26 protein-coding genes and 2 tRNA genes are annotated in these 24,181 nt (G+C 60.8%); 10 read left to right on the top strand and 18 right to left on the bottom strand.

Features of this window, described 5'->3' with window-relative positions; genetic code table 11:
- Positions 1–171: 171 nt before the first annotated feature.
- Together O3301_RS22280 and O3301_RS22285 are read left to right on the top strand one after the other, a co-directional pair.
- Positions 172–2,229, top strand: coding sequence for a methyl-accepting chemotaxis protein (locus O3301_RS22280; RefSeq protein ID WP_305057526.1), 2,058 nt, complete (start codon positions 172–174; stop codon positions 2,227–2,229).
- A 226-nt stretch (positions 2,230–2,455) separates the two neighbouring features.
- Positions 2,456–3,265, top strand: coding sequence for a Crp/Fnr family transcriptional regulator (locus tag O3301_RS22285; protein WP_034783188.1), 810 nt, complete (start codon positions 2,456–2,458; stop codon positions 3,263–3,265).
- A gap of 96 nt (positions 3,266–3,361) precedes the next feature.
- Here the strand turns inward: O3301_RS22285 and O3301_RS22290 are convergent, their stop codons facing one another.
- From O3301_RS22290 to O3301_RS22345, 12 genes are all read right to left on the bottom strand, one after another.
- A complete protein-coding gene (locus O3301_RS22290) occupies positions 3,362–4,777 on the bottom strand; it encodes a CHASE3 domain-containing protein (RefSeq protein WP_077406205.1) in 1,416 nt (471 codons plus the stop codon).
- 144 nt (positions 4,778–4,921) lie between these two features.
- Positions 4,922–5,554, bottom strand: coding sequence for a response regulator transcription factor (locus tag O3301_RS22295; RefSeq protein WP_034783185.1), 633 nt, complete (start codon positions 5,552–5,554; stop codon positions 4,922–4,924).
- A 210-nt stretch (positions 5,555–5,764) separates the two neighbouring features.
- Positions 5,765–6,169, bottom strand: coding sequence for a MerR family transcriptional regulator (locus O3301_RS22300; protein WP_099667408.1), 405 nt, complete (start codon positions 6,167–6,169; stop codon positions 5,765–5,767).
- 10 nt (positions 6,170–6,179) lie between these two features.
- Positions 6,180–6,527, bottom strand: coding sequence for an integration host factor subunit alpha (locus O3301_RS22305; protein WP_010399205.1), 348 nt, complete (start codon positions 6,525–6,527; stop codon positions 6,180–6,182).
- Positions 6,528–6,697: 170 nt separating this feature from the next.
- Positions 6,698–9,124: a phenylalanine--tRNA ligase subunit beta gene (pheT, locus tag O3301_RS22310; RefSeq protein ID WP_305057527.1), complete on the bottom strand. Its 2,427-nt coding sequence runs from the start codon at positions 9,122–9,124 to the stop codon at positions 6,698–6,700.
- A 78-nt stretch (positions 9,125–9,202) separates the two neighbouring features.
- Positions 9,203–10,219, bottom strand: a complete 1,017-nt coding sequence (gene pheS, locus O3301_RS22315) for a phenylalanine--tRNA ligase subunit alpha (RefSeq protein ID WP_034751917.1) — start codon at positions 10,217–10,219, stop codon at positions 9,203–9,205.
- 147 nt (positions 10,220–10,366) lie between these two features.
- Positions 10,367–10,726 (bottom strand): 50S ribosomal protein L20, encoded by a 360-nt coding sequence (gene rplT, locus O3301_RS22320; protein ID WP_010399214.1) that lies wholly within the window; start codon positions 10,724–10,726, stop codon positions 10,367–10,369.
- A gap of 26 nt (positions 10,727–10,752) precedes the next feature.
- Positions 10,753–10,950, bottom strand: a complete 198-nt coding sequence (gene rpmI / locus O3301_RS22325) for a 50S ribosomal protein L35 (RefSeq protein WP_038493025.1) — start codon at positions 10,948–10,950, stop codon at positions 10,753–10,755.
- Between the two features lie 227 nt (positions 10,951–11,177).
- Positions 11,178–11,738 (bottom strand): translation initiation factor IF-3, encoded by a 561-nt coding sequence (infC, locus tag O3301_RS22330; protein ID WP_205711303.1) that lies wholly within the window; start codon positions 11,736–11,738, stop codon positions 11,178–11,180.
- A 12-nt stretch (positions 11,739–11,750) separates the two neighbouring features.
- Positions 11,751–13,658 carry a threonine--tRNA ligase gene (gene thrS / locus O3301_RS22335; protein WP_102294334.1) on the bottom strand — a complete coding sequence of 636 codons (1,908 nt, stop codon included), beginning with the start codon at positions 13,656–13,658 and terminating at the stop codon, positions 11,751–11,753.
- A 210-nt stretch (positions 13,659–13,868) separates the two neighbouring features.
- A tRNA-Val gene (locus O3301_RS22340) sits at positions 13,869–13,945 on the bottom strand.
- Positions 13,946–14,034: 89 nt separating this feature from the next.
- Positions 14,035–14,111: transfer RNA gene (locus tag O3301_RS22345), tRNA-Val, on the bottom strand.
- Between the two features lie 137 nt (positions 14,112–14,248).
- Between O3301_RS22345 and O3301_RS22350 the strand changes: the two genes are divergently transcribed.
- Positions 14,249–14,713, top strand: a complete 465-nt coding sequence (locus O3301_RS22350) for a hypothetical protein (RefSeq protein WP_289904514.1) — start codon at positions 14,249–14,251, stop codon at positions 14,711–14,713.
- 3 nt (positions 14,714–14,716) lie between these two features.
- Here O3301_RS22350 and O3301_RS22355 read toward each other — a convergent pair whose 3' ends face one another.
- Entirely contained in the window at positions 14,717–15,829 is a 1,113-nt protein-coding gene (locus tag O3301_RS22355; protein ID WP_289904513.1) for an acyltransferase, read from the bottom strand.
- A gap of 149 nt (positions 15,830–15,978) precedes the next feature.
- On the opposite strand from O3301_RS22355, the gene O3301_RS22360 reads away from it, so the two are divergent.
- Positions 15,979–16,941 carry a succinylglutamate desuccinylase/aspartoacylase family protein gene (locus O3301_RS22360; RefSeq protein WP_369812227.1) on the top strand — a complete coding sequence of 321 codons (963 nt, stop codon included), beginning with the start codon at positions 15,979–15,981 and terminating at the stop codon, positions 16,939–16,941.
- Here the strand turns inward: O3301_RS22360 and O3301_RS22365 are convergent, their stop codons facing one another.
- Positions 16,942–17,271, bottom strand: coding sequence for an SMR family transporter (locus O3301_RS22365; RefSeq protein WP_070217979.1), 330 nt, complete (start codon positions 17,269–17,271; stop codon positions 16,942–16,944).
- A gap of 23 nt (positions 17,272–17,294) precedes the next feature.
- Entirely contained in the window at positions 17,295–17,615 is a 321-nt protein-coding gene (sugE, locus tag O3301_RS22370; protein ID WP_034783172.1) for a quaternary ammonium compound efflux SMR transporter SugE, read from the bottom strand.
- A 208-nt stretch (positions 17,616–17,823) separates the two neighbouring features.
- Between sugE and O3301_RS22375 the strand changes: the two genes are divergently transcribed.
- From O3301_RS22375 to O3301_RS22395, 5 genes are all read left to right on the top strand, one after another.
- The gene (locus O3301_RS22375) at positions 17,824–18,186 is read left to right on the top strand and encodes a DUF1304 domain-containing protein (RefSeq protein ID WP_369812228.1); all 363 of its coding nucleotides are present in this window, start codon (positions 17,824–17,826) and stop codon (positions 18,184–18,186) included.
- 158 nt (positions 18,187–18,344) lie between these two features.
- The gene (locus O3301_RS22380) at positions 18,345–18,920 is read left to right on the top strand and encodes a hypothetical protein (RefSeq protein ID WP_305057530.1); all 576 of its coding nucleotides are present in this window, start codon (positions 18,345–18,347) and stop codon (positions 18,918–18,920) included.
- Between the two features lie 73 nt (positions 18,921–18,993).
- The gene (locus O3301_RS22385) at positions 18,994–20,166 is read left to right on the top strand and encodes a helix-turn-helix transcriptional regulator (RefSeq protein WP_289904510.1); all 1,173 of its coding nucleotides are present in this window, start codon (positions 18,994–18,996) and stop codon (positions 20,164–20,166) included.
- Between the two features lie 124 nt (positions 20,167–20,290).
- On the top strand, positions 20,291–20,587 hold the full coding sequence (locus O3301_RS22390) for a helix-turn-helix transcriptional regulator (RefSeq protein ID WP_092714515.1): 297 nt from the start codon (positions 20,291–20,293) through the stop codon (positions 20,585–20,587).
- Positions 20,588–20,655: 68 nt separating this feature from the next.
- A complete protein-coding gene (locus O3301_RS22395) occupies positions 20,656–21,720 on the top strand; it encodes an alkene reductase (protein WP_099667401.1) in 1,065 nt (354 codons plus the stop codon).
- A 164-nt stretch (positions 21,721–21,884) separates the two neighbouring features.
- On the opposite strand, the gene O3301_RS22400 is transcribed toward O3301_RS22395, so the two are convergent.
- Positions 21,885–22,106, bottom strand: a complete 222-nt coding sequence (locus tag O3301_RS22400) for a hypothetical protein (RefSeq protein ID WP_077406246.1) — start codon at positions 22,104–22,106, stop codon at positions 21,885–21,887.
- A 249-nt stretch (positions 22,107–22,355) separates the two neighbouring features.
- Here O3301_RS22400 and O3301_RS22405 point away from each other — a divergent pair, with 249 nt between their 5' ends.
- Positions 22,356–22,967 (top strand): 1-acyl-sn-glycerol-3-phosphate acyltransferase, encoded by a 612-nt coding sequence (locus O3301_RS22405; protein ID WP_305057531.1) that lies wholly within the window; start codon positions 22,356–22,358, stop codon positions 22,965–22,967.
- Here O3301_RS22405 and O3301_RS22410 read toward each other — a convergent pair.
- Complete coding sequence (locus O3301_RS22410; protein ID WP_289914223.1) at positions 22,964–23,524, bottom strand: HupE/UreJ family protein; 561 nt, start codon at positions 23,522–23,524, stop codon at positions 22,964–22,966. The two genes, O3301_RS22405 and O3301_RS22410, sit on opposite strands and share 4 nt — an antisense overlap.
- Positions 23,521–24,159: an urease accessory protein UreG gene (gene ureG, locus O3301_RS22415; protein ID WP_251348200.1), complete on the bottom strand. Its 639-nt coding sequence runs from the start codon at positions 24,157–24,159 to the stop codon at positions 23,521–23,523. Before ureG ends, O3301_RS22410 begins: the two co-directional genes overlap by 4 nt.
- Between the last annotated feature and the right edge of the window lie 22 nt (positions 24,160–24,181).

Genomic DNA, 24,181 nt, shown 5'->3' on the forward strand with positions numbered 1-24,181 from the left:
ATGGCCCTCGCAAAAAACCCTCGATTTTACAGAAGGATCGGCCTTCCGTGTGAACTGCTTCACTCTGGCGAACGGCAAAACTGACCGCATCGCGGCGCACTTCATCAAGGGGTCACAATCCGCAGGCAACATTGCACTGCAGAAATGTTGTCACCCTACCCTGGAAACCCGATGAAAATGCTCCTCACCCCCGCCATCCGCCTCATGCAGCGCTTGCGCCTGCTGCCCAAATTCATGCTTGTCTGCCTGGTCTTCCTGCTGCCGCTGGCGCTGGCGACCACCCTGCTGATCTCGGAACTGGGCAAGTCGCTGGCCCAGGCGCAGGATGCGCAGCGGGGCGTGGCCTATGTGCGCCAGTTGCAGGAAGGCACGCGGCTGCTGCAGCAGCGGCGCGGCCTCGAGCACTTGCGCCTGAGCGGCAAGGCGGGCATGGACAACACGGCCCTGAATGCGCGCATCACGGCCGCGCTGGCCGCCCTGGCGCGCTTGCCGGCGGGCGCCGGCCTGCCCCAGGCGGCCGAACTGACGAAACAGTGGCAAGCCCTGCTGGGCCGCCAGGCGGGCCTCGCGGCGCGCGACAGCTACGCGGCGCACACGGCGCTGCTGCGCCAGGCGGCCAAGCTGGGCCAGCTGGTGGCCGACCGCTCGCACCTGAGCCTGGACCCGGACGCGGGCGCCAACCACCTGAGCGCCGCCTTCACCGCCACCCTGCCCGACCTGGCCGAGAGCCTGTCCGACATCGGCGGGCGCGGCGCCGCCTACATCGACACGGGCCTGTTCGAGGCGAATGAAGATCAACTCGTCAATGCCAACGCCCTGATCGCGCGCCATGAACTGGAACGCCTGCCGGCCCGCTTCGACGAAATCATCGCGGCCAAGCCGGAATTGCGCGCCAGCCTGCAGCCGGCCCTGAAAGCCGTGCCGGCCGCGCTGGCCTTCCTCGAACGCACGAAGAATGAAGTGACGAATTCCTACGACCAGACGTCGGGCGCGCAATTCCACGCGGCCGGCATGCAGGCCATCGACGCCCTGCACGCGCTGTCCGGCGCCTCCGCCACCGCGCTGGACGGCTTGCTGGCGCAGCGCATCGCGCGCGACGAGGCGCGCCGCGCCCTGATCCTGGCGGCCATGCTGCTGGTGCTGCTGGCCGCCGCCTACCTGTGCGCGGGCTTTTATGCCGCGTTCGCGCGCGACGTGCAGCAATTGCGCGTGGCCGTGGGCGCCGCGGCGGCGGGCGACCTGTCGCAGCGCATCACTTCGCAGGCGCACGACGAAATCGGCGACCTGGTACGCGACTTCGGCGCCATGACGCATGGCCTGGCCACCCTGGTGCAGGAAATCCGCGGCGGCGCGGCCGTCATCGCCGCCGCCGGCGCCGATATCGCCCAAGGCAACGCCGCCCTGTCCGGCCACACGGCCACGCAAGCGGACGCGCTGGGCGCCACCGTGGACTCGATGCGCGAGCTGACGGCCACCGTGGGCCGCAACGAAGCCCACGTAGGACAGGGGCGCACCCTGGTGGCGTCGGCCGCCGAAGTGGCCCTGCGCGGCGGCGAGACCGTCAGCGCCGTGGTCGAGACCATGGCCTCGATCAAGGCCAGCTCGCACAAGATCGTCGACATCATCGGCGTGATCAACGGCATCGCCTTCCAGACGAATATCCTCGCCCTGAACGCGGCCGTGGAAGCGGCGCGCGCGGGCGAACAGGGACGCGGCTTTGCCGTCGTCGCGTCCGAAGTGCGCAGCCTGGCGCAGCGCTCCAGCGAAGCGGCGCAGCAGATCAAGCGCCTGATCGGCGACTCCGTGGCCACCGTGGACGCGGGCGGCGACCTGGTCAACGCGGCCGGCAGCACCATGCGGCAAGTCGTCGACGCGGTGCAGCAGGTGTCCGTCGTCATCGGGCGCATCAGCAGCGCCGGCGCCGAGCAGAATGGCGAAATCGCCCGCATCAATGGCGCGCTGGCGCAAATCGACGACATGACGCGCCAGAATGCGAGCCTGGTCGACGAGGCGCGCGCCGGTTCGCAGCGCCTGCACCAGGAAGGCGAAGCGCTGACGCAGGCCGTCAGCCGCTTCCGCCTGGGGGAGCACGAGGCGCCAAACGTGCGCCAGACACCCGCCGCAACCATGCGCGACGGCTTGCCCAGCGTGCGTCCGGCCGGCCTGTGGAGCGCCAACAAGCCGCGCGTCATATCACAAAATCGCGCAGAACGGCGCAAGGCTAGCTAGTCAAAAGTGTGCACGTAGGACAAGGACTACAATTTCGCCTCAAAAGAGACTACAAAGTGGCGACTGCTAATCTTATGTTCGCCACTTACATAAGCTTTTAAAGTAGCTACATCGCGATCTGCACCGCGCGGTCGAAAAAAAACGCTGTTTCCAGATGGATGCGGCAACTTTTTTGACCAGCAACGCGGCAGTCGCACTCCGATGTAAAAAGCCTGTGAGGAATACTATGAGCCATACTCAACTTATCGCCCCGGTCCAGAAGAACCAGTTGCTGCCGCGCGCCATGCCTGCGGCCGGTCGGGAAATCAAGCTTGCGTCGCGGGTTAGCCTCAGCAGTGCCCAACAGAATGAATTGCTGGCCGCCCTGCCGCGCGCCGCGCTCGAATCGCTGTTCGAAGACCTGGAACTGGTCGAACTGCCTTTCGGCAAGGAATTGTATGCCTACGGTAACAACCTGGAATACAGCTACTTCCCCACCACCGCCATCATTTCCTTGCTGTATGTCATGGAAGACGGCGCCACGACGGAAATCGCCGTCGTCGGCCATGAAGGCGTGGCCGGTGCCTCGCTGCTGGCAGGCGAGCGCGCCATGTGCACGGCCGTCGTGCAAAGCGCCGGCTACGGCTACCGCCTGAAGACGCAAAGCTTGCGCGACGCCTTCAACCAGGGCGGCGCCCTGCCCCAGTTGCTGATGCGCTACACCAACGCCCTGTTTGCGCAAATGGCGCAGAACGCCGTCGGCGGCCGTCACAGCTCGATCGAGCAAAAGCTGTGCCGCTGGCTGCTGGACCGCCTGGACCGTTCGCCATCGAACGAATTGAAAGTGACGCAAGAGTTGATCTCGATCATGCTGGGCGTGCGCCGCGAAAGCATCACGGCCGCCGCCGGCAAGCTGCAGGAAGAAGGCTTGATCCACTATCGCCGCGGTAATATCACGGTGCTGGACCGCGCCGGCCTGGAATGCTATGCGGGCGAGTGCTACAAGGTGGCCAAGACGGAATACGACCGCTTGCTGCGCGACGTATCACGCTGCTGATCCGCTGCTGATGCGCGAAAGCCAGGCAACATAAAAAAAAATGGCCGGGCTGCATGCCCGGCCATTTTTTTGCCGCAACCTCAGCTGCAACCTCAATTACGCTTCGGCATCCGCATCGATGTCTTCCGGCTCCGGCGTCAGCGGCAGGGGAATCACGGCTTCCACGCACGTGCCCTTGCCTTCCGGCCCCTGGCGCACGGTGAGAGTGCCGCCCAGCAACAAGGCCCGCTCGCGCATGCCCAGCAAGCCGTGCGACATGGGTTTTTGCAGCGCATCTTCCGTGATGCCGATACCGTCGTCGATCACGCGCAGCACCAGGCCGTGCTCATTGCGCTTCAAGGTCACGCTGACCATACCGGCGCGCGCATATTTCAGGATGTTGGTCAGCGATTCCTGCACGATACGGAACAGGGCAATCGTCAGGGTGGCTTCGCGGTTGTCGATATTGATGGCCACGTCCGTTTCGCAGCGCACGGAACTCATGCGCGCAAAATCCTCGCAATAGCTTTCGATGGCGGCGCACAGGCCCAGATTGTCCAGCAGGCTGGGGCGCAGGTCTTCGACGATGCGGCGCTTCAGTTCCACCGTTTCCAGCAAGGTAGCCTTGGCGCGGCGCAATTGCGCGGCCAGTTCCGGCTGCGTGTGCGCCAGTTGCTGCGTGACGGCGCCCAGGTCCATGCTGATCGACGTCAGGTTGGCGCCCAGTTCATCGTGCAATTCGCGCGCCAAGCGCGCCTTTTCCACTTCATTGACGCTGATCAAATGACGCGACAGCACGGATAACTGCTCCGTACGCTTGCTGACCGTCGACTCCAAGGTGTCGTTGGCATTTTGCAGTGCATACTCGACGGCCGCGCGATTCTGGAAACTGCGCCGCACCAGCTGGTAAAACATGATCAGCACGAGGATGGCCAAGGCATTGATGCCGATGCCGAGCAGCACGGCTTTCTGGTACTCATGGTAAAAGGCGGCGCTGCCGGAAGACAACGCTTCATTCTGCTCGCGCGTCATGATCACCACTTGCAGGCGGATCTCGTCCATGGTGGCGCGGTCATCGGTCACGCGGGAAATGTTGACGATCTCGGCCAGCCCGCCCTGCTTGTAGACATCGATCGACTGTTGCAGCATCGACATCTTGCGACGGATCAAGCTTTTCAGCTGGCCCAGGTTTTTCAACTGGGTAGGACTGCCCGCGAGCAAGGTTTGCAGCTCGTTGAATTCGTTTTCGATTTCCGTGGTCGCCGTCTTCGACGGCCCCAGATAGGTTTCGGAGCCGGAAATGAAGTAGCCGCGCAAGCTGCTTTCGGCATCGAGCACGAGCACATTCAAATACTGCAGGCGGTCAGCCACGCGGGCGCTCTGGCTGAGCAAGGCGTTCGTGCCCTTCAGCGATTGCAGATTATGATAGAGACTGAAACCATTGAGTACAAGCAGCAAGGCGCAAGTCACGCACAGGATCGTCTTGTAGAGGGGCAGGCGGTGATTCGGGGCCGGTTCAGCGGTGAAATACATCCTGATGTGCATCCTTAGCAAGGTTCGGCGCGGGAAAAAGCGCCGGCGCCGGCCAATTATAGTCCTCGCCACAAACTGCTGCACTGCACAAGTCGTGCCGGCTGGCTGGCTGAGCGATCATGTTTCCATGATCGCACCGCAGCGCTAGTCAAGCAAATTGTTTTTCATTGCGTAATAGGTCAAGTCGCTGTTGGATTGCAAGCCCATTTTTTCCATGATGCGCGTACGGTAAGTACTCACCGTCTTGATGCTCAGCGACAAGGCGACACCGATATCGGACACGGTGGCGCCGCGCGCCAGGCGCAGGAAGACCTGGAATTCGCGGTCCGACAATTCCGTGTGCAAAGCGGCATTCGTATCGCGGTCGAACGATTGCGCCAGCAACTCGCCGACGGTGGAGCTGACATAGCGGCGCCCCTGGAACACGGTGCGCACGGCCGTCATCAGCTCGTCGGCTTCGCATTCCTTGTTCAGATAGCCATTCGCGCCCATCTTGAACAGGTTCAACGCGTATTGCTGCGCGGGATAGCCGCTGAGTATCAGCACGGGCAATTCCGGCTGGCCCTGGCGTATCGTGCGCAAGGTATCGATGCCGCTCTGATCGGGCATGGCTATATCGAGCAGCAATACATCGCAAATTTCGCGGCGGGCGATATCGAGCGCTTCGCGCCCCGTACCGGCTTCCGCCACCACACTGAAATCGCTCGACGACGAAAAAATCTGTTTGAATCCAGCTCGTACTATTTGGTGATCATCACAAATGGCAACGCGTATCATTGTTTCCCCTTAAATTTTCCTGGCCTGGGAAAGACTACCGGAACCTGAACGCTGCTCCGGCTTAGCGTCACTAACAAAAACGCAACATTAACATTATATTCAAAATATGGCGCGCAGTACGGTAGCGTCAGCGCCAAGGCCGAGCGCCCATGCAGTATAGTCAACTTAGTCAACTGCTACCGGACAACCCCACCTATATTGGTACAAATCTTATTTTAGCAAGTTTAAAATCGCAATTAATTCATTGCGTATCCACACGCGGTCCAGCGGCGCTTCCTGCGGCGCGACGGGCACGGCCGGCAGCACTGGCAGCTCGTCGGCGATGGCATGCGAAGCACCACGACTATCGAGCTTGTTGCGGGCACCGCTGATGGTAAAGCCCTGCTCGTACAGCAATTCGCGGATGCGGCGTATCAACAGCACCTCATGGTGCTGATAATAACGGCGGTTGCCACGTCGTTTGACCGGCTTGAGCTGGGAAAACTCCTGCTCCCAGTAGCGCAATACATGCGGTTTGACGCCGCACAACTCGCTCACCTCGCCGATCGTGAAATAGCGTTTCGCCGGAATGGGCGGCAAGGCGATCAACTCGGTTTTACTGATGCGCTCGTTCATCGCCACTCACTCAGGCAGCACGTGCCAGCGGACTGGTCTCTTCGACCATGCTTTTCAGCTTCTGGCTCGCATGGAAGGTCACGACGCGGCGCGCCGTGATGGGAATCTCTTCGCCCGTCTTCGGATTGCGGCCCGGCCGCTGCGGCTTGTCGCGCAACTGGAAGTTGCCGAAACCGGACAGCTTGACGGCCTCGCCCCGCTCGAGCGCATTGCGGATCTCGTCGAAAAAGGTCTCGACCATATCCTTCGCTTCGCGCTTGTTCAGGCCCACTTGCTCGAACAACAGTTCGGCCAGTTCCGCCTTGGTCAAGGTGGGTAAATCTTTTTCCGCTTCCTGGCGCACTTTGGCAACCAGCATGGCCCGATGCAGATCTGCGGCCAGTGCGGACTGCAGTACGGCGGAATCAACGTCGCTGTTATTAATTTTCCTGCCCTGCCTTTTCTGTGCGCCCGAGCCCGCCACATGGCAAGCTCGTCTACGGTTGACGACGGAAAGGCCGTCACGCAAGGCGACGGCCAGTCCGGTAATTACGAACGCAGTTTCGCGTCGTGGCCCTGCTTGGCCGCATCGACCAGGACAGCCATCAGGCCATCGACGACATCGTCTTGCAGGGTGTTTTGAGTATCTTGCAAGCTAATCCGGAAAGCAAGGCTTTTTTCATCCGCTTCCAGACCTTTTCCACGATATTCATCAAATAAAACAATGGCTTGCACGATACGCGCTGCCGGGTTCGACTTGGCGGCGGCGTGGAAGCTGTCGAGCAGATCCTGCACGGCCACCGATTGCTTGACGACCACGGCCAGGTCGCGGCTGGCGCCAGGGAATTTCGAGATTTCCTGGTACACGGGCACGACTCGTTGCGTCAGGGCAGCGGCGTCGACTTCGAACAGCACGGGCGCCAGCGGCAAGTCATACTTTTGCATCCAGCGCGGGTGCAGTTCGCCGATGAAACCGATGACCTTGCCATCGAGCTCCACGTTGGCCGAACGGCCCGGATGCAGGGCCGGATGTTCCGCCTTGCTGAAACGCAAGACCAGCGGCGCGAACAGCGCTTCCAGGTCCGCCTTCACGTCGAAGAAGTCGACCGTGCGCGCAGCCTGGCCCCACTGCTCGTCGGCCACCGCGCCGTAAGCCATGGCCGCCACGCGCTTCGGCTGGGCGTAACCGGCCACCGACAGGGGACCGTTTTCCACGCTGTCGTCGCGCTGGTAGATGGCGCCCACTTCGAAGATGCGCACGCGGTTCGTCTTGCGGTTCAGGTTATAACGCACATTGGCGATCAGGCTGCCAATCAGCGAGGAGCGCATCACGCTCATCTGGCTGGCGATCGGGTTCTGCAATTTGATCGGATTCGTGTTGCCCGAGAAATCGCGCTCCCATGCCGTATCGACAAAGCTCATGTTAACCACTTCCTGGAAGCCCAGGTCGGCCAGCTCATGACGTACCGCAAACAAGGAGCGGGTATTTTCTGGTGCAATCTGCATCACGTTCGCGGCCACGGGCGGCAAGGTCGGGATGTTTTCAAAGCCGTACACGCGCGCCACTTCCTCGATCAAGTCTTCCTCGATCTCGATGTCGAAACGGTAGCTGGGCGACGTCACGGAAAACACGCCGTCCGCCAGGGTGAATGGCAGGGCCAGGCGCGTGAAGATATCGGCGATCAACTCATCGTTGAGCGGCACGCCGATGACTTTTTGCGCGCGCGCCGTGCGCATCGACACAGGCTGGCGTTGCGGCAAGTTCACCACGTGGTCGTCGACGGGGCCGACGGTCGTGGCTGGCGTGCCGCAGATTTCCACGATCAGGGCCGTGATGCGCTCGATGTGCTCGACGGTGGTGGCGAAATCGACGCCGCGCTCGAAGCGGTGCGCCGCATCGGTGGAGAAATTCAAGCGGCGGGCGCGGCCTTGAATGGCGTTCGGCCACCAGAAGGCCGCTTCCAGGTAGATGCTGTCCGTATCGTCCGATACGGAGCTAGCGTCGCCGCCCATGATGCCGGCCAAGGATTCGATTTCCTGCTCATCGGCAATGACGCCGAGCCACTCGTCGACGGCGATGGTATTGCCGTTCAACAGCTTGACGGATTCGCCCGCCTTGCCCCAACGCACGTCGAGGCTGCCGTGGATCTTTGCCAGATCGAACACGTGGCTGGGACGGCCCAGTTCCAGCATGACATAGTTGGAAATGTCGACCAGGGCCGACAGCGGACGCTGGCCGCTGCGCTCGAGGCGCTGCTTCATCCAGTCCGGCGTAGCGGCACGGGCGTTCAAGCCGCGGATGACGCGGCCCGTGAAACGGCCGCACAGGTCCGGCGCGCTGACTTTCACTGGCAACACTTCATCGCTGGTGACAGGCACGGTGCGGAACTGCGGCGCATTCAGGGGCACGCCCGTCAAGGCCGACACTTCACGCGCCACGCCCAGCACGGACAGGCAGTCCGCCTTGTTCGGCGTCAACTTGATGGTGAATTTCAAGTCGTTGAGCGCAAAGTAATCGCGGAAATTCTGGCCGATCGGCGCGTCGTCCGGCAATTCCAGCAAGCCGGCGTTTTCTTCCGACAATTTCAATTCGCGCGCGGAGCACAGCATGCCTTGCGACTCGACGCCGCGCAGCTGGCCCACCTTGATTTCAAACGGCTTGCCATCGGCGCCAGGCGGCAGCACGGCGCCGGCCATGGCGCATACGACTTTCAAGCCAGGGCGCACGTTCGGCGCGCCGCAAACGATGTTGAGCATGGTGCCCGTGCCGACATCGACCTGGCACACATTCAGGCGGTCCGCGTTCGGATGTTTTTCCATCTCCAGGACCAGGCCCACCACCACGTTCGAGAACGGGGGCGCGACAGGATCGACGTCCTCGACTTCGAGACCGGACATGGTCAGCAGATGGGCCAGTTCGTCCGAAGTCATCTTCGGATCGACCATGGTACGGAGCCAGTTTTCGGAAAATTGCATAATCAAGCCTTCAAAGGGTCAAAGCTCACAGCGCGAGCGCACAGGCGCTCAAGCGCCATGAATCAAACGGAACAATGCTTAGTTGAACTGCTTCAGGAAACGCAAGTCGCCCTCATAGAACAGGCGCAGGTCGTTGATGCCGTAACGCAACATCGTCAAGCGTTCCAGGCCGGAGCCGAAAGCAAAACCGATGAATTTCTCGGGATCGAGGCCGAAGTTCTTCACCACGGTCGGATGCACCTGGCCGGCGCCCGACACTTCCAGCCAGCGGCCTTTCAGCGGGCCCGAACCGAAGGCGATGTCGATCTCGGCCGACGGTTCCGTAAACGGGAAGTACGATGGGCGGAAGCGCACTTGCAAATCGTCCGTCTCGAAGAATGCCTTGACGAAGTTCAGGTACACGCCCTTCAGGTCGGCAAAGCTGATGTCTTCGGCGATCCACAGGCCTTCGACCTGGTGGAACATCGGCGAATGGGTGGCGTCGCTGTCGACGCGGTAGGTGCGGCCCGGCGCGATGACCTTGATCGGCGGCGTGTGCGTGCGCGCATAGCGCACCTGCATCGGGCTCGTGTGCGTGCGCAGCAGCAAGGGCTTGCCATCGGTATCGTTGCCGTCGATGTAGAAAGTGTCTTGCATGGAACGGGCTGGATGGTTTTCCGGGCTGTTGAGCGCCGTGAAGTTGGTCCAGTCGTTCTCGATTTCGGGGCCGTCGGCCACGTCGAAACCGATGGAGCGGAAGATTTCCTCGACACGCTCCCACGTGCGCATCACGGGATGGATGCCGCCGGGCATGCGGCCACGGCCTGGCAGGGTCACGTCGATCGCTTCGGCGTTCAGACGGCCTTGCATCTGGGCATCGGCCAGCGCATCACGGCGCGCCGTCAGCGCGTCCTCGATCTGCACTTTGACGGCGTTGATCAAGGCGCCTTGCGCCTTGCGCGCGTCCGGGTCCAGCTTGCCCAGGCCCTTCATCATTTCAGTAATCTGGCCAGTCTTGCCCAGGTAGCGGGCTTTGGCGTTTTCAAGTGCGGCAGCGTCTGCGGCGGCGATAAAGTCAGCCTGGGCCGAGACGACGAGTTCTTCTAGGGAGTTCATGCGGCATTTCCTGTTTTGGACATCAATTCTGGACTCAGTTATCTAAAATCCAACAATCAAAAACGGAAACGGGGCATAAGGTGTTAAAACCCCTGCCCCGCTCTTTATGACGTCACCCTACGGATGACGTTGTGCAATGACCGATGCTTACGCAGCGATTTTTGCTTTAACTGCGTTGACAATCGCAGCGAATGCTGGCTTGTCCATCACAGCCATATCGGCCAGGACTTTACGGTCCAGTTCGATATTTGCTTTTTTCAAGCCGTTCATGAATACGCTGTACGTTACGCCATGCTCACGGGAAGCGGCGTTGATACGGGCGATCCACAGGCGGCGGAAAACGCGTTTCTTGTTGCGGCGATCGCGGTAAGCGTATTGGCCAGCGCGCATAACTGCTTGCTTGGCAACACGGTATACACGGCTGCGGCGACCACGGTAGCCTTTAGCTTGAACAAGAATCTTCTTATGACGGGCACGAGCTGTAACCCCACGTTTTACTCTAGGCATAGTAACTCCTTAAATTGAGTGTGAGATTAAGCAGTCGGCATCATGCGCATGACGGATGTGACATCCGATGCGTTGATGTTACGGGTACCGCGCAACTGACGTTTGTTTTTGGTGGTTTTCTTGGTCAGGATGTGGCGTTTGAACGCGTGACCCGACTTGACTGTTCCACCTGGACGCACGCGAAAACGTTTTTTCGCGGAGCTTTTGGTCTTCATTTTAGGCATAGCAATCTGTCCTCTTACGGACAGCTCCATTTATAACAGGATTGCAGGTGGCAACACGACGCTGCGCTTAGATGCCTGCTTTCACATGTTGTGCAGCGGATGCGAGTCCACTACAGTTCACGCGGCCCGGACATTGCTGACCGGGCCGCGCAAATTCTGCCTGGGGCTTGACACCGCGCCAATGCCGGCGCGAGCAGTTTCCACCCACAGTAAAACGCTATTGTATCTTACTTCTTCTTCTTAGGCGAAAGAACCATGATCATTTGGCGGCCTTCCATCTTCGGGAACTGCTCGACCTGGCCGTACGGCTCCAGATCGGCTTTCAGACGTTCCAGCATGCGGAAGCCAATATCCTGATGCGCCATCTCACGACCGCGGAAACGCAAGGTGATCTTGGTTTTATCGCCATCTTCGAGGAACTTGATGAGATTACGCAACTTGATATTGTAGTCACCATCATCAGTCCCCGGACGGAATTTGACTTCCTTCACGAGGATGATCTTTTGCTTCAATTTGGCTTCGTGAGCTTTCTTTTGCTCCGAATACTTAAATTTGCCGTAGTCCATCAAACGGCACACCGGTGGCTGCGCGGTAGGCGCAATTTCCACCAGGTCGACGTTTGCCTCTTCCGCCAGGCGGAAGGCTTCAGCCAAACTTACGATACCGAGTGGCTCGTTATCGACCCCGCTTAAACGCATTTCAGGGGCAGTGATTTCGCCATTGATGCGATGTGACTTGTCAGTAGCTATTGTAATTTCCTTTAAAAATCTTGTAAGACGGTCGTGCAGCGAGTTTCCTCGTCAGGCCTTGGTGTCGACTTCATGTTTGAGTCGCTCAATCAGGGCATCGACGGACATGACGCCCAGATCGACATTGCCCCGCGCCCGCACGGCCACTGTATTCGCATCCCGCTCTTTGTCGCCAATTACTAAGATGTAAGGCAATTTTTGTACGGAATGTTCACGTATTTTATAGGTAATCTTCTCGTTACGCAAATCAGCCTGTACGCGCAGCCCCGCTTTGCGCAGTTTTGTTGTAACTTCCTGTACATAATCGGCTTGAGCGTCGGAAATATTCAACACCGACACTTGCACCGGCGACAACCACAGCGGCATGGCGCCCGCATAGTGTTCGATCAGGATGCCGATGAAACGTTCCAGCGAACCGACGATCGCGCGGTGCAGCATGATGGGCACCTGGCGCGTGTTGTCCACGGCCACATATTCGGCGCCCAGGCGACCCGGCATCGACGGATCGATCTGCACGGTGCCCACTTGCCATGCGCGGCCCAGGCTGTCTTTCAGGTGGTATTCGATCTTCGGACCATAGAATGCACCCTCGCCCGGCAATTCCGTCCACTCCACGCCGCAGGCGCGCAGGGCCGAACGCAGGGATTCCTCGGCGAAATCCCACGACTCTTCCGTACCGATGCGGTTATCCGGGCGCAGCGCCAGTTTCACGTCGATATTCGTAAAGCCGAAAGCCGTGTACACATCCATCGCCTGCTGGTGGAACGCCGTCACTTCTCCGGCGATCTGCTCTTCCAGGCAGAAGATGTGGCCATCATCCTGCGTAAAGCCGCGCACGCGCATCATGCCGTGCAAGGCGCCCGACGGTTCGTTGCGGTGGCATTGGCCGAATTCGCCGTAGCGCAATGGCAAGTCGCGGTAGCTGCGCATGCCATTGTTGAAAATCTGGATATGGCCAGGGCAATTCATCGGTTTCAGCGCATAGGCGCGGTTTTCCGATTCCGTGATGAACATGTTTTCACGGTAATTATCCCAGTGACCGGTTTTTTCCCACAGGCCACGGTCGAGGATTTGCGGCGCCTTGACTTCCTGGTAACCGTTGACCTGGTACACATTGCGCATGTATTGCTCGACTTGCTGCCAGATCGACCAGCCTTTCGGGTGCCAGAAGATCAGGCCTGGCGCTTCTTCCTGGAAATGGAAGAAATCGAGCTGCTTACCCAGCTTGCGGTGGTCGCGCTTTTCCGCCTCTTCCAGGTTGTGCAGATACAGTTCCTGGTCTTCCTTCTTGGCCCAGGCCGTGCCATAGATACGCTGCAGCATCTCGTTTTTCGAGTCGCCGCGCCAGTAGGCGCCAGCCAGCTTCATCAGCTTGAAGACTTTCAGCTTGCCCGTCGATGGCACGTGAGGGCCGCGGCACAAGTCCGTGAACTTGCCTTCGGAATACAACGACACTTCCTGGTCGGCCGGGATCGAACCGATCAGTTCCGCCTTGTAAGCTTCGCCGATGCCCTTGAAGTATTCGATGGCTTCGTCGCGCGCGACCACCTTGCGTGTGACTTGCTCATCCTTCTTGGCCAGTTCCGCCATTTTCTTTTCGATTGCGACCAGATCTTCCGGCGTGAACGGGCGCTTGTAGGCGAAGTCATAGTAAAAACCGTTGTCGATCACGGGACCGATAGTCACTTGCGCTTCCGGGAACAATTCCTTGACGGCATACGCCAGCAAGTGGGCCGTCGAGTGGCGGATCACTTCCAGGCCATCGGCGTCCTTGTCCGTCACGATCGCCAGTTCCGCGTCTTGCTCGATCAGATAGGAAGTATCGACCAGCTTGCCGTCGACCTTGCCGGCCAGGGCAGCCTTGGCCAGGCCGGTACCAATATTGGCCGCAACCTGGGCCACGGTGACCGGACCGTCAAATTGACGGGCGGAACCATCGGGAAGTCGGATTGTAAGCATATTGATCTCCATATCGGCGCTGGCGCCAGGTAAAACTGCAATGTGATGGGTAAATAACTGAAAGGAAAACGCAGACGCAAAAAAACGCGGACTAGCCGCGTTTTTCACTTTCTTAAGACAAAGGAAACCCGTTCGACTAGCGTCACTCCCAAAGCTTGGTAGTAGTTCGCGGTGTCATAACCGGTTTTACCTTTCTCTCTAACTGCATTCTGGTGGGCGGTGAGGAATTCGAATCCCCGACCCCTTGGATGTCGACCAAGTATTCTAACCAGCTGAACTAACCGCCCGTAAAACTTTTGTTGATCATTGTATTTCAAATGACCGCTTGCGGCTTGCGCCAGCTTAAAACTCTTGAAAACTGCTTACTGCTAAATTCTGGTGGGCGGTGAGGAATTCGAATCCCCGACCCCTTGGATGTCGACCAAGTATTCTAACCAGCTGAACTAACCGCCCCGAAGACCAGCATTATAGAGAGGCTTTCCCAGAATGACAAGGGCTCTTTTACAGGAAACTTTAATCATTTCTCGGGGCGTCAGCCCCCTTTATATAGAGAGGGCCCGGCACACGCGGAATGCCGCTAGAATCGCGGCATGAACTCCACCCTATTCGCCTGGCTGAAAACCCTGAGCCGCATCTGCGGTTTTGAAACGGCCGACTCTTTCCCGCCCGGCCACCCGTATGCGCGCACGCGCTGGGATGCTGCGTATTTCGATATCGCCTCCGACGTAAAACCCGACGAGATGGAACAGCGCCTCTGCGCAGCCATTGCCAACACGCCGAGCGTCTTCGCCTACATCACCAATCCCACGCCGCGCATGCAGCGCGCGCTGCTGAACGTGATCCACGACCGGCTGCGGCGCCAGCCCGGCGCGGGCGCCACGGACCTGGTCTTGTTATTGATCAATGCCTACGCCAGCGAGCACATCATGGAAGCCGTGCCTGGCCTGCGCGCCCTGATCTTCAACACGGAACATGAAGAGACGAACCTGCGCGTGCATGCCATCCTGGAACTGCTGGTGGGTACGCCGCGGGGACTGGATGTGATCGACATGTAATCGTCACGCGTGATTGGCAGGCACATAGCGCGCCCGCAATCGCATGAACGGCGTTTCCACCAATCTATATAAGAGCCAGCCCGTGACGATGCTGACAGCGATACTGGCAAGTATCGCCGGCGCACCGTCCGGCCCGTAGCCAAAGTCTTGCAACAAGGGCCGCAGCAGAATGCACAGCTGCTTGTGCAGCAAATAAATCGCATACGACCACAGGGCCAGGCTGGCCGCGCCCGGCACGCGCAGTTGATATAAAACACTGGCAGGACTCAGCGCGGCGATCAGCAATAAGGTAAAACTGGCGGCCAGGGCCGGATAACCGAACACCGTCACCCAATAACCATAGTGATCGGCGAGGAACACATAAAACATCAGCGCCGTGCCAAAGATTCCCGCCAGCAAGGTGCGATTGCCATAGGATGTCAGGCGCAGCCAGGCGCCAGGGTGGTAGTTTTTCAGCAGCGCCAGCGCCACGCCCGCCACCAGCTCGTCGAAACGGCACCACGACGCGTAATAAATGTATTTGTAATAGCCGAGGCCGCCTCGCGGCACGTGCACGTATTCATCCCACAGATAAGCACGCAGCAGCATGCCGACGATAAAGCTGGCGGCCACGGCCACCCACGCCCACAGCAGCGACTTGCGGCAAGCCGCGATCGCCAGCGCCACGGCCGGCAGCAGCACGTAGAACTGCTCTTCCACGCACAAGGACCACGCATGGGAAAACGCCGTGCCCGGCGTCAGATTGATGTTTTGCGTAAACGTCAGGAATTTCCACAGGGGAAGTAGCGCGCTATCGCCGCGAAACGCAGGCCACAAATAATACAGGGCCAGCACGGCATAGAAACTGGGCAAGGTGCGCAGGAAACGGCGCGCATAGAAGTGCGGCAAGGAAAAGCCTTGCTCGCTGCGCAAGGCCGCAAAGATCTGGTTGCCGATCAGGTAGCCGCTGAGGGCAAAGAACAGGTCCACGCCCGTCCAGCCGATTTCTCCCCAGAAACCAAAGGCCCCGCCCTCGCTGACGAACAACAAATAATGGTTCATGAAGACCAGCACGATGGCCAGCGCGCGCAAGGTGTCGAGGCCGTACAGGCGGGAAGGATGGGACGTACTGGTCATGGAATCGGCAAGGGAAAACAACATTGGCGCCGATCATGCCATGCCGGGATGGGCGATGGGTACATTCCTGGCGACATTTTTACGGGTGCCGCTGCGAATCCCGCTAAAATATGCCGACCCCGCTTTCCCTTCCCTGATACCAATAGGATATGTCCAGCATGAGCAGCGCACTCCACTTCAAGTCCATCAACTACACGGGCCAGGGCAGCGGCCCGCGCCTGATCGTCACCGGCGCCGTGCACGGCAATGAAACCTGCGGCACCAAGGGCATCCACCGCGTGATGGCTGAACTCGACAGCGGCGCCCTGTCCATCGTGGCCGGCAGCGTCACTTTCGTGCCCATCACCAACCCGCTCGCTTACGCCAAGGGCGTGCGCAGCGGCGACCGCAACCTGAACCGCAACCTGTTCCCGAACGACGATCCGCAAGATTTCGAAGACCGCATCGCCAATTGGCTGTGCCCGCTGCTGGGCCAGCACGACGTGCTGCTCGACTTGCACTCATTCAATGCCGACAGCCAACCCTTCGTCATGGTGGGGCCGCGCAACAATGATGGACCGCTGCAACCTTTTAAACATGAAGAAAAGGAACGCGCGCTGGCGCGCCGCCTGGGTGTGCGCCGCTTCGTCGATGGCTGGCTGCATGCGTATGGCCAGGGCGTGCAGCGCCGCCTGGGCAATAGCGACCAGGTGGGCCTGGTCTTGCGCTACGGCGTGGGCACGACCGAATACATGCGCTCGACGGGCGGCTATGCGCTCACCCTGGAATGCGGCCAGCATGCGGACCCGGCCGCGCCGGATGTCGCTTACCGCGCCATCATGAACACCTTGGCTTTCCTCGGTTTCATTGACGCGCCGCAACCGGAAGCCGTCGCCGACGCTGACATGGAAGCGCTGAACATGGTCGTCGTGCACGACAAACTGCATGCAAGCGACCGCTTCATCAAGACCTGGTCCAGCTTTGACAAGGTCAAACAGGGCGAGCAGATCGGCGTGCGCGCGGACGGCACGCCCGTGACGGCCGAATTCGACGCCTATATCCTGTTTCCGGACGTCAACGCGGCGGCCAATGCCGAGTGGTATTACCTGGCGCGGGTTGCCAGCAGCTTTTGATTAGTGCCCGACCGACTTGGAGAACAAGTTAATGACGAGCACGCCGGCAATGATCAGCCCCAGGCCGATCAAGGCTGGCGTGTCCAGGCTTTGCTTGAACCAGAACCAGCCGACGGCGGAAATGAGCACGATGCCCACGCCCGACCAGATCGCGTACACGATGCCGGTAGGAATGACCTTCAAGGTCAGGGACAGGCACCAGAAAGCGATGCTGTAGCCAACCACGGTGATGACGCTGGGCCACAAGCGGCTGAAGCCCTCGGACGCCTTCAAGGCGCTGGTGGCGATCACTTCGGCGATGATGGCGATGGCAAGGTAGAAATACGTCATGGCGAGACTCATGCTGGCATCCTTTATTGGGGGCTGAGCAGTTTCAAGCCCAGGATGCCCGACACGATCAGGGCGATGCAGGCGATGCGCGCGGCGCTGGCCGGCTCGCCCAGCACCATGATGCCGAAGATGGCCGTGCCGACGGTGCCGATGCCCGTCCAGATGGCGTACGCCGTGCCCAGCGGCAAGGTGCGCAGCGCCAGACCCAGCATCACCACGCTGCCCAGCATGGAAATGGCCGTCAAGACGGATGGCACGAGGCGGGTGAAGCCGGCACTATATTTGAGGCCGATGGCCCAGCCAATTTCCAGCAAGCCCGCCAATACCAGAATGATCCACGCCATACTTTTCTCCTGAGGCGGCAGGGTCGTCCCCGCCATGCAGCCCCGTCATCGAGCGGGGTCGTCCCCACAGGAGCAAAAGGAAAAGTATACCACCGGGTGAAAAGGCTTGCCGCCAGCACATTTTTCTAGTGCGGCCGCTCCAATCGAAAGTTGCCAAAAAACATGCTGATGGCCGCATAATTGGCGCATCCATTCACTCTCGGGAACAATGATGCTACTTCTGGCCCAGATTCTTACCGCCCTCATCCTGCTGCTGCACGTGCATATCGTGCTGCTGGAAACCGTGCTGTTCGATGCGCGCGGACGCAAGGTGTTTGGCCTGTCGAAGGAAAAAGCGGAGATCGTGCGTCCCGCCATGTCGAACCAGGGTTGCTACAACGGTTTTCTCGTCGCGGCGCTGGCGCTGGGCTTTTTTCACCCGGACGCGGCCATTGCCCATGCATTTACCGTGTTCGGCCTGGCGTGCATCGCCGTGGCCGGCGCATGGGGCGCGGCCACCGTCATGACGCGCATCCTCTACCTGCAAACGGTGCCTGCCGTCATCGCCTTGCTGCTGTTCCACTTCGCCTGATCCCCGCCGGGGCGGCCAGCCGGCCGCCCTACCCCACTCCGTGCCGCCGGCGCATACCCCAAATGGGTGATGTTTCCAAAAAACATGCCCGATACAATTCCTTGTAGCAAAGATACCACCAGACACATGGTGGCAAGTCACCGTCCACAGGGAAAATCATGCAAGCAAATCCAACCACCTTTGCCGTCACTTTGCTCGGCTGCCTCATGCTGTCCGCCTGCGGTGGCGGCGGCAGCGCCGACAGTGGCTCGGGCGGCGGCTCCACCAGCGCCAGCGGCGGCACCTCGTCCACCTGCCAATACAACAATCTGATCAGCGATACGGAACGCAAGCAGGCCAGCGCCTGCGGCATCCAGGTATCGGGCAACTACGCCCAGGCCGATTCCGGCTATGACAGCGTGATCGCCGCCTGCAAGCAGGGCGAAAAGGCCATGGCGGATACCTACTACAGCGGCACGTACCAGAAAATGGTCGACTACGCGCGCTCCGTGAGCAAGGAACTCGGCTGCGGGCAAAACAACGGCACCACCTTGCCCAACAACACCGTGGCCAGCAACTACAATTTCTGTGTCAAAAGCACCACCGTCAATGGTAAGCTCAGCTATGAAGGCGCTTGCTACGGCCCCGTCAAATCCGGCGAAGGGGGCTGCGGCAGCGGTTATAACTATGTGAGCCAGTACGCCAGCCTCAGCACGTGCACTTCCGGCGGCAAAAGCTGGCTGGAATCGCGCTAGGGAAGCCGGGCGGCCGCTGCCAAGGCCGCCCGCGCCATGCCTTGTCCACCGCTTGCCGCCATGAGGATCGCCAATGACGCCATCGCTCGCCGTCGCCAGCCAGGCACTGATTACCCTGATCTATGAAGCGGCCACACAACATATCCAATGGCAAGATTTCCTTGCCGCCTTTGCACGCCAGTTGAAATCGCACGCGGGCTTGATCTGGGCCAATGATTTCAACAACCGCTCGGTCGACGTCCAGCTGCCCGGCAGCGGCCTGTCCGCCACCTATGGCTTCGAAACGGATGCCATGGCCAGCTTTGCCAGCTATTACGGCGCGCGCAATGTCTGGCTGGAAGACGCCACCCTGCACCACGAAGGCGCCGTCGTCACCGGCTCCATGCTGTTTCCCGACCATTGCCTGAAGAAAACCGAATACTGGACGGACTGGCTGCGCCCGCAAGACATCTTTTATACGGCGGCGGCCATCGTCGAATTGCGCGCCGAGCGCTCCACCAACGTCACCGTGGTGCGCCGCGAACGGGCGGGCGCCTACGAGGCGGGCGAGCTGGCGCTGATCCGCAGCCTGATGCCGCATTTGCAGACGGCCTTTGCCCTGCAACGCAAGCTGCGCCGGCTGGAAGTGCTGTCCCGGAGTTCCACCCAGGTGCTGGAATTGCTGCCGTTTGGCGTGCTGCTGCTCGACGCCACGTCGCAATTGCTGTACGCCAACGAGCGGGCGCTGGCCATGACGGCTGCGACGCGGCTGCTGCAGTTGCGCGAAGGCGCGCCCCTGTATTGCCCGCGTGAAGCGGACAACGGCGCGCTGCGGCGCATGCTGCACGAGGCGGCGCAAACGGGCACGGCGGCGGCTGGCGGTCCCGGCGGCGTGCTCAACCTGAGCGGCTTGACGGGCGAACAGCTGCGCCTGCGCGTCACGCCCCTGCCCTCCTGGCACAGTCCGTTCGGCTCGGCCAGCGCCATCGCCGTCTTTCTCAGCGATAGCAGCGACCTGATCACCTCCCTGGCCGCCACCCTGCGCAATTTCTATGGCATGACGGTGGCCGAGGCGCGCTTGACGGAAGCGCTCGTCAACGGCTATTCCCTGCAGGAATACGCCGAACGCCAGCGCATTTCCATCCACACGGCGCGCACGCAGATCAAGAGCGCCACCGCCAAGGCCGGCGCCCAGCGCCAGGTGGACCTCGTGCGCATCGTGTTGACGGGCCCGGCCGTGCTGCAGCGCAATCCTCTTCCCGCCTGAATCCGTTCAAAAACGCGCGCCGCCAGCACGCTTTTCATTTATATCGTAATATGGCGATATTAAAATTTGGAAAATACGATATATACATCGCTGAAAAGCGAATTGTATGTTCAGGAGAAACAATATGGATATCGACGCCATCCACAAGGCGCTGGCCAATCCGGTGCGCCGGCAGATTTTGCAATGGCTCAAGGAGCCGGAACAGCATTTCCAGGAGCAGGACCACCCGCTGCACCTGGGCGTGTGCGCCGGCCTGATCGACCGCCGCCTGAACCTGTCGCAATCGACGGTCTCGGCGCACCTGGCCAGCTTGCAAAAGGCGGGCCTGATTTCCGCAACCAAGGTGGGCCAATGGAGTTTCTTCAGTCGCAACGAAGCCACCATCCAGGCCTTTCTCGATCACATGCAGCAAGGTTTGTAAGCACAGCTTTCATCTCGATAACTCCGTCTCAACGCCGCCCGAGCGGCCCCAACAAGGAAATGACAATCATGGCAACTTTATTCGACCCCATCACCATTGGCAGTCTGCAACTGAAAAACCGCATCATCATGGCGCCGCTGACCCGTTCGCGCGCCGGCAATCCGGGCCGCGTGCCCAACGCCCTGATGGCCGAGTACTACACGCAGCGCGCCTCGGCCGGCATGATCATCTCGGAAGCGACGGCCGTCACGCCGCAAGGCGTGGGCTACGCCGACACGCCGGGCATCTGGTCCGAGGAACAGGTGGAAGGCTGGAAACACATCACCCGGGCCGTGCATGACGCTGGCGGCCTGATCGTGCTGCAGCTGTGGCATGTGGGCCGCATTTCCGCCCCAGTCTTCCTCGATGGCGACTTGCCCGTGGCGCCCAGCGCCGTCAAGCCGGCCGGCCACGTCAGCCTGGTACGTCCGAAACAGGAATTCGTCACGCCGCGCGCGCTCGATACGGAAGAAATTCCCGGCATCGTGGCAGCCTACCGCCTGGGCGCCGAAAATGCGAAAAAAGCGGGTTTCGATGGCGTGGAAATCCATGGCGCCAATGGTTATTTGCTCGACCAGTTCCTGCAAGACAGCACCAACTTGCGCACCGACAACTACGGCGGTTCGATTGAAAACCGCGCCCGTTTGATGCTGGAAGTCACGGACGCGTGCATCGAAGTCTGGGGCGCCGACAAGGTGGGCATGCACCTGGCGCCGCGCCGCGACGCGCACGACATGGGCGACTCGGACCCGCGCGCCACCTTCGGCTACGTGGCACGCGAGCTGGGCAAGCGCGGCATCGCTTTCATCTGCGCCCGCGAAGCGCTGGGCGAAGACCGCCTGGGCCCGTATCTGAAGCAGGAGTTCGGCGGCGTGTACATCGCCAACGAAAAAATGGACAAGGCGGCGGCCGAAGCCCTGCTGGCCAAGGGCGAAGCCGATGCCGTCGCCTTTGGCCTGTGGTTCATCGCCAACCCCGACCTGCCCACCCGCCTGCACAGCGACGCGCCCTTGAATCCGCTGAACCCGGACACCCTGTACGCGCCGGACGCTGCCGGCTACACGGACTACCCGGCGCTGGCGGCACAAGCCTGAACGGCAAGCTGAGCGGCACCCTGAAAGCCCCCTGAGCGGCACTGCGCCGCCTATTCCCCCCTGGCGGCGGACGCGACGATACCAACGCACTGACTGCGTGACGATCGCCGCGTCCGCCGCTTTTTTCGCTTCTTTATTGACGCCGCCGCGCCGTTCCCTCACCTTCAGCGCCATCGGCGCCGCGCCGGCCGGGCCGGACGGCGCGCCTGCACGCTGCTGAAGACACGGCGTATCACCTCGACCGGTACCGCGTGCTCGCGCAAATACGCTGTCGCCACCGTCCGCCCCAGTGCGTGGTGAAAAGCAACGCCCCGCTCGACGAGCTCGGCCATCACCTTATCCGTTCGCACATTCTCCCCATTCACCTCGTCGATGCTGTTTTTCATGCCATGGCTCCCTGTCGGGTGGATCAACACTGCATGAAGTTTTGACCACATTGTGCGCATTTAGTGCCCGACACGGAGGTCAAGCATCGTTAAAATAGCAGCAGCAACGGCCCCGACACCGCATGAATAGCGGCCTCGGCTGCTTGTCGCCATCGCCAGCCCCGTATAGAATGCCTGCGCAGAATTTTGCTTCAAGGAAAATGGCCACCAGCGCCATCCCATTAAGAACAGTGTCACTGAAGGGTATCAATGGACGATTTATTTGTACAAGCGGGCGACTTGCCGACCTGGCACCAGCGTTGCGCGCTGCGCGTGCTGCACCTGTTTGGCTGGCGCATGCGCTTCCGTCCCCTGCCGGGGCCGCGCGGCATCGCCGTCGTCTACCCGCACACGTCCAACTGGGATTTCATGGTGGGCCTGTTCGGCAAATGGGCGCTGTCGCTGCCCTTCCGCTGGCTGGCCAAGGATTCCCTGTTCCGCGGCCCCATGGGCAAGGTGCTGCGCTACCTGGGAGGTGAACCCGTCGACCGCAGCACCACCAGCGGCACCATTCAGCGCCAGGCCGAGCGCATGCTGGCCGCCGACTGGTACTGGCTGGCCATCACGCCGGAAGCGACGCGCAGCTACCGTCCGAACTGGAAAAGCGGCTTTTATCACCTGGCCGTGGCGGCCAAGGTACCCTTGCTGCTGGTGTACATCGACTACCCGAACAAGGTGCTGGGCGTCGTCGACCATTTATATTTGACGGGCGACAAGGAGGCCGACATGGCCGCCATCGCCGCCGTGTATGCGGGCCACCAGGGCTTGCACCCGGAAAAGGCGGCGCCCATCGTGCTGTCGGAGCGCCGTCCCGGTTCTTAATTCAGTCCCATCAACACCACACCGGCGGCCGTCAAGGCCACGCCGGCCACGCGCAGCATGCGCTCGGCCAATACCTGGCCCAGGAAACGTCCCGTACCCAGCAAGACAGCCGAGGCCAGCATGAAGCCGCACGCGGCCGAGGCGGCCGGCAATTCCTGGCCATGCGCATTGCCATGCGCCAAGGCAAACACGCCCACCAGGCCCATGCCGAGCCAGTTCGGCAAGGCCAGCGCCAGCGCGATGGCCAGCCCCACCAGCGCCACCGTGGCGGCGATGCCCGTTTCCAGCCCCGGCACCGTCAATCCCACCATGCCGGCCAGCGCGCCCAGCAGCATCATGCCGAGAAAAGTGGCGGGCTGGGCCAGGCCGCCGCGCTGCTGGCCGCCCCAGATGCCCACGCCCAGCATGGCCAGCAAATGGTCAATGCCCGTGAACGGATGGGCGAAACCGGCCAGGAAGCCGGCGTTCTCGCCATGACCGGGATGGGCCATGGCGGGCAAGGCCAGCAGGCACAGCGCCGCCACGGCGGCCGTTTTCTTCATCAATCTTGCGCTCATTGCAGCTCCTTGCCTGGTTGATCGAGCAAACCTTGCTCGCGGATAAAATCGATAACGACCTGCACGCCGTCGCCGCTGCGCAGGTTGGTGAACACGAAGGGACGCTCGCCGCGCATGCGCCTGGCGTCCTGCGCCATGATGTCCAGGTTGGCGCCCACGTAGGGCGCCAGATCCGTCTTGTTGATGATCAGCAAATCGGAACGCGTGATGCCAGGCCCGCCCTTGCGCGGGATCTTTTCGCCGCCAGCCACGTCGATCACGTAAATCGTCAAGTCCGACAATTCCGGGCTGAAGGTGGCGGCCAGGTTATCGCCGCCCGATTCGACCAGGATCAAGTCGAGATTCGGAAAGTCTGCTTGCATGCGCGCGATGGCTTCCAGGTTGATCGACGCATCTTCGCGGATGGCCGTGTGCGGGCAGCCGCCCGTTTCCACGCCCATCAGGCGCTCGGCAGGCAAGGCATCGGCGCGCAGCAGGATTTCCATGTCTTCCTTGGTATAGATGTCGTTCGTGATGACGGCCATGTCGTAGCGCTCGCGCATGCCCTTGCACAGCATTTCGCACAGGGCCGTCTTGCCCGAGCCGACGGGGCCGCCGATGCCTACGCGCAGGGGGTTTGAGGTAATCGATGTCATGTTGTAGTCTCTCGTGGTAGTG

Source organism: Janthinobacterium sp. SUN211, assembly GCF_030587315.1.
Taxonomy (GTDB): domain Bacteria; phylum Pseudomonadota; class Gammaproteobacteria; order Burkholderiales; family Burkholderiaceae_D; genus Janthinobacterium; species Janthinobacterium kumbetense.

What these genes read in the sequence shown, in the direction of transcription:
- O3301_RS22280 (WP_305057526.1), top strand. Translation starts at nt 172, where the DNA reads ATGAAAATGCTCCTCACCCCCGCCATCCGCCTCATGCAGCGCTTGCGC.
- O3301_RS22400 (WP_077406246.1), bottom strand. Translation starts at nt 22,106, where the DNA reads ATGAAAAACAGCATCGACGAGGTGAATGGGGAGAATGTGCGAACGGAT.
- O3301_RS22410 (WP_289914223.1), bottom strand. Translation starts at nt 23,524, where the DNA reads ATGAGCGCAAGATTGATGAAGAAAACGGCCGCCGTGGCGGCGCTGTGC.
- rpmI (WP_038493025.1), bottom strand. Translation starts at nt 10,950, where the DNA reads ATGCCTAAAATGAAGACCAAAAGCTCCGCGAAAAAACGTTTTCGCGTG.
- O3301_RS22375 (WP_369812228.1), top strand. Translation starts at nt 17,824, where the DNA reads ATGATGCTACTTCTGGCCCAGATTCTTACCGCCCTCATCCTGCTGCTG.
- O3301_RS22405 (WP_305057531.1), top strand. Translation starts at nt 22,356, where the DNA reads ATGGACGATTTATTTGTACAAGCGGGCGACTTGCCGACCTGGCACCAG.
- O3301_RS22390 (WP_092714515.1), top strand. Translation starts at nt 20,291, where the DNA reads ATGGATATCGACGCCATCCACAAGGCGCTGGCCAATCCGGTGCGCCGG.
- O3301_RS22295 (WP_034783185.1), bottom strand. Translation starts at nt 5,554, where the DNA reads ATGATACGCGTTGCCATTTGTGATGATCACCAAATAGTACGAGCTGGA.
- pheS (WP_034751917.1), bottom strand. Translation starts at nt 10,219, where the DNA reads ATGAACTCCCTAGAAGAACTCGTCGTCTCGGCCCAGGCTGACTTTATC.
- thrS (WP_102294334.1), bottom strand. Translation starts at nt 13,658, where the DNA reads ATGCTTACAATCCGACTTCCCGATGGTTCCGCCCGTCAATTTGACGGT.
- O3301_RS22395 (WP_099667401.1), top strand. Translation starts at nt 20,656, where the DNA reads ATGGCAACTTTATTCGACCCCATCACCATTGGCAGTCTGCAACTGAAA.
- O3301_RS22285 (WP_034783188.1), top strand. Translation starts at nt 2,456, where the DNA reads ATGAGCCATACTCAACTTATCGCCCCGGTCCAGAAGAACCAGTTGCTG.
- O3301_RS22305 (WP_010399205.1), bottom strand. Translation starts at nt 6,527, where the DNA reads ATGCTGGTTGCCAAAGTGCGCCAGGAAGCGGAAAAAGATTTACCCACC.
- O3301_RS22300 (WP_099667408.1), bottom strand. Translation starts at nt 6,169, where the DNA reads ATGAACGAGCGCATCAGTAAAACCGAGTTGATCGCCTTGCCGCCCATT.
- O3301_RS22385 (WP_289904510.1), top strand. Translation starts at nt 18,994, where the DNA reads ATGACGCCATCGCTCGCCGTCGCCAGCCAGGCACTGATTACCCTGATC.
- ureG (WP_251348200.1), bottom strand. Translation starts at nt 24,159, where the DNA reads ATGACATCGATTACCTCAAACCCCCTGCGCGTAGGCATCGGCGGCCCC.
- O3301_RS22360 (WP_369812227.1), top strand. Translation starts at nt 15,979, where the DNA reads ATGTCCAGCATGAGCAGCGCACTCCACTTCAAGTCCATCAACTACACG.
- rplT (WP_010399214.1), bottom strand. Translation starts at nt 10,726, where the DNA reads ATGCCTAGAGTAAAACGTGGGGTTACAGCTCGTGCCCGTCATAAGAAG.
- O3301_RS22290 (WP_077406205.1), bottom strand. Translation starts at nt 4,777, where the DNA reads ATGTATTTCACCGCTGAACCGGCCCCGAATCACCGCCTGCCCCTCTAC.
- pheT (WP_305057527.1), bottom strand. Translation starts at nt 9,124, where the DNA reads ATGCAATTTTCCGAAAACTGGCTCCGTACCATGGTCGATCCGAAGATG.
- O3301_RS22350 (WP_289904514.1), top strand. Translation starts at nt 14,249, where the DNA reads ATGAACTCCACCCTATTCGCCTGGCTGAAAACCCTGAGCCGCATCTGC.
- sugE (WP_034783172.1), bottom strand. Translation starts at nt 17,615, where the DNA reads ATGGCGTGGATCATTCTGGTATTGGCGGGCTTGCTGGAAATTGGCTGG.
- O3301_RS22355 (WP_289904513.1), bottom strand. Translation starts at nt 15,829, where the DNA reads ATGACCAGTACGTCCCATCCTTCCCGCCTGTACGGCCTCGACACCTTG.
- O3301_RS22365 (WP_070217979.1), bottom strand. Translation starts at nt 17,271, where the DNA reads ATGACGTATTTCTACCTTGCCATCGCCATCATCGCCGAAGTGATCGCC.
- O3301_RS22380 (WP_305057530.1), top strand. Translation starts at nt 18,345, where the DNA reads ATGCAAGCAAATCCAACCACCTTTGCCGTCACTTTGCTCGGCTGCCTC.